Origin of the sequence: Vreelandella stevensii S18214, assembly GCF_000275725.1 — a bacterium.
Taxonomy (GTDB): Bacteria; Pseudomonadota; Gammaproteobacteria; order Pseudomonadales; family Halomonadaceae; genus Vreelandella; species Vreelandella stevensii.
This window is the reverse complement of sequence record NZ_AJTS01000005.1, coordinates 1-5525: the sequence shown is the minus strand read 5'-3', so window position 1 is coordinate 5525 and position 5525 is coordinate 1. Positions and strand designations below refer to the sequence as shown.

The following is a 5525-nucleotide window of genomic DNA, read 5'->3' as shown; positions in this document are numbered from 1 at the left end:
TACTCAGGCAGTCGCCCAATGAAATTGGCCTTCCACAGATGGGCCTGGGGCTGCCTGGCTCATCAAGCCGAGCAAATAAAAAACCCCGCAAGCATAACTTGCGGGGTGGGTGCGGTTGGCGGGTGCCAAACGGCCTGCTTAGCCGAGCAGGTGCTCGACGGCAGCGCGCTCTTCGCGCAGTTCTTTTTCCGTGGCTTGCATCTTCTCTTTGCTGAACGCATCGAGCTCGAAACCTTGTACGATTTCGTACTTGCCACCCTGGCAGCGCACCGGGTAGGAGTAGATGATGCCTTCGGCGATGCCGTAGCTGCCGTCGGAGGGGATGGCCATGCTGACGATACCGTCGCAGCCCAGCGCCCAATCACGCATGTGATCGATGGCGGAAGACGCAGCGGAGGCGGCAGACGAGGCGCCGCGTGCCTTGATGATGGCGGCACCGCGCTGCTGTACGGTCGGGATGAAGTCGTTTTCGTACCAGTCGCGCTCGACCAGATCGAAAGCGGCTTTGCCGTCTACCTTGCACTGGGCCAGGTCCGGGTACTGGGTGGCACTGTGGTTGCCCCAGATGATCATGTTTTCGACGTCGGTGACGTGCTTGCCAGTCTTCTGTGCCAGCTGCGTCAGGGCGCGGTTGTGGTCCAGACGAGTCATGGCGGTGAACTGGCCAGCGTCCAGGTCCGGCGCGTTGCAGGAGGCAATCAGCGCGTTGGTGTTGGCCGGGTTGCCGACGACCAGCACTTTCACATCGCGGCTGGCGTGGTCGTTCAGCGCTTTACCTTGTACGGAGAAGATGGCGGCGTTGGCTTCCAGCAGGTCTTTACGCTCCATGCCGGGGCCACGCGGACGAGCACCTACCAGCAGAGCGAAGTCGGCATCCTTGAACGCCACGTTGGGGTCGTCGGTGGCGACGATATCTTGCACCAGCGGGAACGCACAGTCGTTCACTTCCATGACTACGCCGTTGAGCGCATCCATGGCCTGAGGAATTTCGAGAAGCTGGAGAATGACAGGCTGATCCGGCCCCAGCATGTCGCCAGCGGCAATGCGGAAAATAAGAGAGTAGCTGATCTGGCCGGCACCGCCGGTAATCGCAATACGTACTGGATCTTTCATCATTGCTCCTTGATGGTTCGCCTAGTGAAGGTTCGCCCGGTAAAGATTCGCGCAACGATGTTATGCCCACACGCTCAAAAACTCAATCAGACTTGAGACTACTACCCATTCGCACGGCGGCCTGGTACTCGCTGACCGGCAGCACTTGCGCTATGGTGTCTCGGGTTGCGAGCCCCTCTTTATTTGGAACAGTGACTCCCCATGCGAAGAATCCCCCCCTCTTATGCACTGGCTAGCCTGCTGGTGCTGGCCCTGGTGGTATGGCTTGCCCTGGGCGACTTTCAGCGTTTTCAGTCGACGCCTGCCGAAAACCACGACACCCACGGCGAATCTCTGACGCGGGTAGAGGTATCGACCCAACCCAGCACGCTCTACATTCCTCAGGTGGTGGTTCAAGGCCAGCTGGCGGCGGCGCGCGAGGCGGTGTTACGCGCCAACGTAGCCGGGCTGGTGGCGGAAACACCCGTCTCTCAGGGTGAACACGTTCAACCGGGCGAGACGCTGCTGATACTGGAAAGCGAAGCCCTGCCGGAGCGCCTGCAACAGGCACGCGACGAGCTGGCCTTGGCGCAGGCGGAGTACGCGGGGGCCCAGAACCTGCGTCGTCGCGAGCTGATCTCCCAGCCTGAGCTGCTGCGCTTGCAAAGCGCTCTCAGCGCCAGCGCGGCCCAGGTGGCTCAACTGGAGAAGCAGCTACGCGATACCCGCCCCAGTGCTCCGTTCGAAGGCGTGCTGGACCGAGTACAGGTGGAAATGGGTGACCTGCTGCAACCCGGAGAAGAGTGGGCTCGCCTGGTCGATGACCGTCACCTGAAAGGAGAGGCCTGGGTGTCCCAGCAGCAGGTCGGCGCTCTGAGTGAAGGGCTGCCGGTGGCGGCTCGCCTGTTGAATGGCGGTGAGCTGACGGGCGAAGTGAGTTATATCAGCCGCCGCGCCGATGAGGCGACCCGGACGTTTTACGTGGAAGTCATCCTCGACAACCCCGAGCGCCAGCGGCTGGCAGGCGGTAGCGCCGAGCTGACCATCACCCTGCCCCCTCGCGCCGTGCATACGCTTTCCCCTGCGCTGTTCAACCTGGATGAGCGGGGCCAGTTGGCCATTCGACATCTGGACGCCGAAAACCGCGTGGTGCAGTCTGCCGTGGAGCTGGTCAGTGCCGACACCCAGCGCGCCTATGTCAGCGGCCTACCCGACCCGGTCACGCTGATTACACTGGGGGCTGGACTTGTGAGTCCCGGCGAGGAAGTGACTCCCGTGCCTGCCCAGGAAGGTGGAAATGCGCTCACTCATTAATGCGGCGCTGACCCATACGCGCACCACCCTGCTGCTACTGGTCGGGCTACTGCTGGCCGGTATCACGGCATGGCAAGTGATTCCCAAGGAAGCCAACCCGGACGTCACCATTCCGATCATTTATGTCTCGCTCTCGCTGGAGGGGGTCAGCCCGGAAGATGGCGAACGGCTGCTGATTCGCCCGATGGAGCAGGAGCTGCGGGGCATTGCCGGGCTGCGCAAGTTCACGGCGCAGTCCAGCGAGGGGCATGGCTCCGTCACGCTGGAGTTCGACCCGGGCTTCGACCCGGACACGGCGCTTTCCGATGTGCGGGAACGAGTGGACATTGCGCGTAGCAGCCTGCCCACCGAAGCCGATGAGCCGAGGGTCATGGAGGTCAACGTCTCGGAGTTCCCGGTCTTGAGCATCGGCCTTTCAGGGGAGCTGGACACCCGCGAGCGCATTGCCATCGCCCGCCGCCTGAAGGAGGAGATCGAAGGCATTGCCGACGTGCTGGAGGTGGACATTGCCGGTGACCGTGAAGACCTGCTGGAAATCGTCGTGGACCCGCTGGTGCTGGAGAGTTACGGGGTCGATTTCGATGCCTTGTTCAACCAGGTCTCGCGCAACAATCGGCTGGTGGCCGCCGGCAGCCTGGATACTGGGGCAGGCAGGCTGGCGCTGAAGGTGCCTGGCATCATCGCGGCGCTGGAAGACGTGATGAACATGCCCGTGAAAGTAGAGGGCGAGCAAGTGGTCACGTTCGGTGACGTGGCCTGGATTCATCCCACCTACAAAGAGCCCGAAGGCTTTGCCCGTATCGACGGCCAGCCTGCCGTGGTGCTGGAAATCTCCAAACGCGCCGGGGCCAACATTATCGCCACCATCGACGCCGTGCGGGACCGCTTTGCGGAGGCGCAGCCGCTGTTGCCGGAGCAGCTACGGGTGACCACGATCATGGACGAGTCGGTCACCGTGCAGAACATGCTGTCCGAGCTGCTCAACAACGTACTGACCGCCGTGGTGCTGGTGCTGGTCGTGGTGGTCGCCGTGATGGGCTGGCGTATGGCACTGCTGGTCGGGCTGACCATTCCGGGGGCTTTCCTGACCGGCATTCTGCTGGTGTGGGCCTTTGGCTTCACCCTCAACATCGTGGTGCTGTTCGCGCTGATTCTGGTGGCAGGCATGCTGGTGGACGGCGCCATCGTGGTCAGCGAGCTTGCCGACCGCCATCTGCACGAGGGGCAAACGGCCCATCAGGCATGGCTGAACGCCGCGTCGCGGATGAGCTGGCCGGTGATTGCCTCCACGGCAACCACATTGGCGGTGTTTCTACCGCTGCTGTTCTGGCCCGGCGTCGTCGGTCAGTTCATGAAGTACCTGCCCGCGACGGTGATTCTGTGCCTGCTGGCCTCGCTGGTCATGGCGCTCATCTTCCTGCCCACGCTGGGGCGGCTGTTTACCCGTACCGCCCACGCCAGCGGCGCAGGCGCTGGGCCCATGGACGAAAGCACTACCCTGGGGCGTGGTTATCGTCACCTGCTGAGCCGCCTGCTGCGCTACCCCGGCTGGGTGCTGGCCTTCGCCCTGCTGCTGATCGCGCTGCTGTATACCGGCTATGCGCGGTTCAACCATGGTGTGGATTTCTTCCCCAACGTCGAACCCGATAGCGCCCAGGTGCTAGTGCGCGCCCGGGGCGATTTTTCCGCGCAGGAAACCGACGCCATTTTGCGCCGAGTGGAGCAGCGCCTGGGCGGCCTGAGCGAAGTAGAGGCCCTCTACGCACGCTCTTTTGCAGTGCCCGACCAGCAGATGGGCAGCGACGTGGTCGGCATGCTGCAGTTCCAGTTCATTGACTGGTATCAGCGCCGTCCGGCGCGCACCATTCTGGCGGACATGGCCGAGCGCACGGCGGACATCCCGGGGATCACTCTGGAGTTCCGCGAGCAGGAAATGGGCCCCGGCGGCGGCAAACCCATCGTGCTGGAAGTCAGCGCCACGGACCCGGACATTGCCGATGCGGGGGTCGATCAACTCACCCGGCTGATGCGCGAATTGGGTGGCTTCGTGGATATTCAGGACAACCGCAGCCTGCCAGGGGTGGAGTGGCAGATCACCGTGGACCGTGAGGCCGCCGCCCGCATGGGCACCGATATCACCACCATTGGCAGCGCGGTACAACTGCTCACCACCGGCCTGCAGGTGGCCAGCTACCGCCCGCCCACGGTGAGTGACGAGGTCGATATTCGCGTACGCCTCCCGGAACACTGGCGCACGCTGGACCAGCTGGAGCGGCTCACCATCAACACCTCCCGTGGGCAGGTGCCGATTTCCCATTTCGTGGAGATCGCTCCGGCGCCCAAGGTGGGGACGCTGAACCGCATCGATGGCCGCCGCGCCATTACGCTGGAAGCGGACCTGGCGCCCGGCTACCTGGCCGATGAGCGCCTGAGAGCCCTGCTGGCCGCTGGCCAAGGCCAACTGCCGGATGGCCTGATGGTCAATGTGGCTGGCGAGCAGGAGGATCAGCAGGAGTCGATGCAGTTTCTGATCAGCGCTTTCCTGATTGCGGTGGGTTTGATGGCGCTGATTCTGGTGACGCAGTTCAACAGCTACTACCAGGCCGCGCTGGTGTTGTCCGCCATCGTGTTCTCCACGGCGGGCGTACTCATGGGCCTACTGATCACCGGCCAGGCCTTTGGCATCGTCATGGTGGGCATGGGGGTGATCGCGCTGGCGGGCATCGTGGTGAATAACAATATCGTCTTGATCGACACTTACAACGAGCTGCGCCGCGACGGCATGTCACCTGCACAAGCGGCCCTGGAGGCAGGCTGCCTGCGCCTGCGGCCCGTCCTGTTGACTGCCATCACCACCGTGCTGGGGTTGATGCCCATGGTGCTGGGAGTCAACGTCAACCTCTTCGCCCCCGCGCTGGGGTTCAACGCCCCCTCCGCCCAGTGGTGGACACAAATGTCCAGCGCCATCGCCGGCGGGTTGACGTTCGCCACCTTCCTCACCCTGCTGCTCACCCCCTGCATGCTGGTGATCGGCGGCCGCTTACGGCGGGAGAAAGATCTCGGGTGAAACGCCGCCCCACCCCGCTACGGGCAACCCCATTTGCATCGTTGCCGCCACA

The 5525-nt window shown here is 63.4% G+C and carries 3 protein-coding genes; 2 read left to right on the top strand and 1 reads right to left on the bottom strand.

The genetic code is table 11. The features are described 5' to 3' along the window. Window positions 1–138: 138 nt before the first annotated feature. Complete coding sequence (locus HSS18214_RS0100300) at window positions 139–1113, bottom strand: malate dehydrogenase (protein ID WP_016913321.1); 975 nt, start codon at window positions 1111–1113, stop codon at window positions 139–141. A gap of 201 nt (window positions 1114–1314) precedes the next feature. Between HSS18214_RS0100300 and HSS18214_RS0100295 the strand changes: the two genes are divergently transcribed. Then, a complete protein-coding gene (locus HSS18214_RS0100295; protein ID WP_016913320.1) occupies window positions 1315–2406 on the top strand; it encodes an efflux RND transporter periplasmic adaptor subunit in 1092 nt (363 codons plus the stop codon). Then, on the top strand, window positions 2390–5473 hold the full coding sequence (locus tag HSS18214_RS0100290; RefSeq protein ID WP_016913319.1) for an efflux RND transporter permease subunit: 3084 nt from the start codon (window positions 2390–2392) through the stop codon (window positions 5471–5473). Before HSS18214_RS0100295 ends, HSS18214_RS0100290 begins: the two co-directional genes overlap by 17 nt. Window positions 5474–5525 lie beyond the last annotated feature (52 nt).

What these genes read in the sequence shown, in the direction of transcription:
- HSS18214_RS0100300 (WP_016913321.1), bottom strand. Translation starts at nt 1,113, where the DNA reads ATGAAAGATCCAGTACGTATTGCGATTACCGGCGGTGCCGGCCAGATC.
- HSS18214_RS0100295 (WP_016913320.1), top strand. Translation starts at nt 1,315, where the DNA reads ATGCGAAGAATCCCCCCCTCTTATGCACTGGCTAGCCTGCTGGTGCTG.
- HSS18214_RS0100290 (WP_016913319.1), top strand. Translation starts at nt 2,390, where the DNA reads ATGCGCTCACTCATTAATGCGGCGCTGACCCATACGCGCACCACCCTG.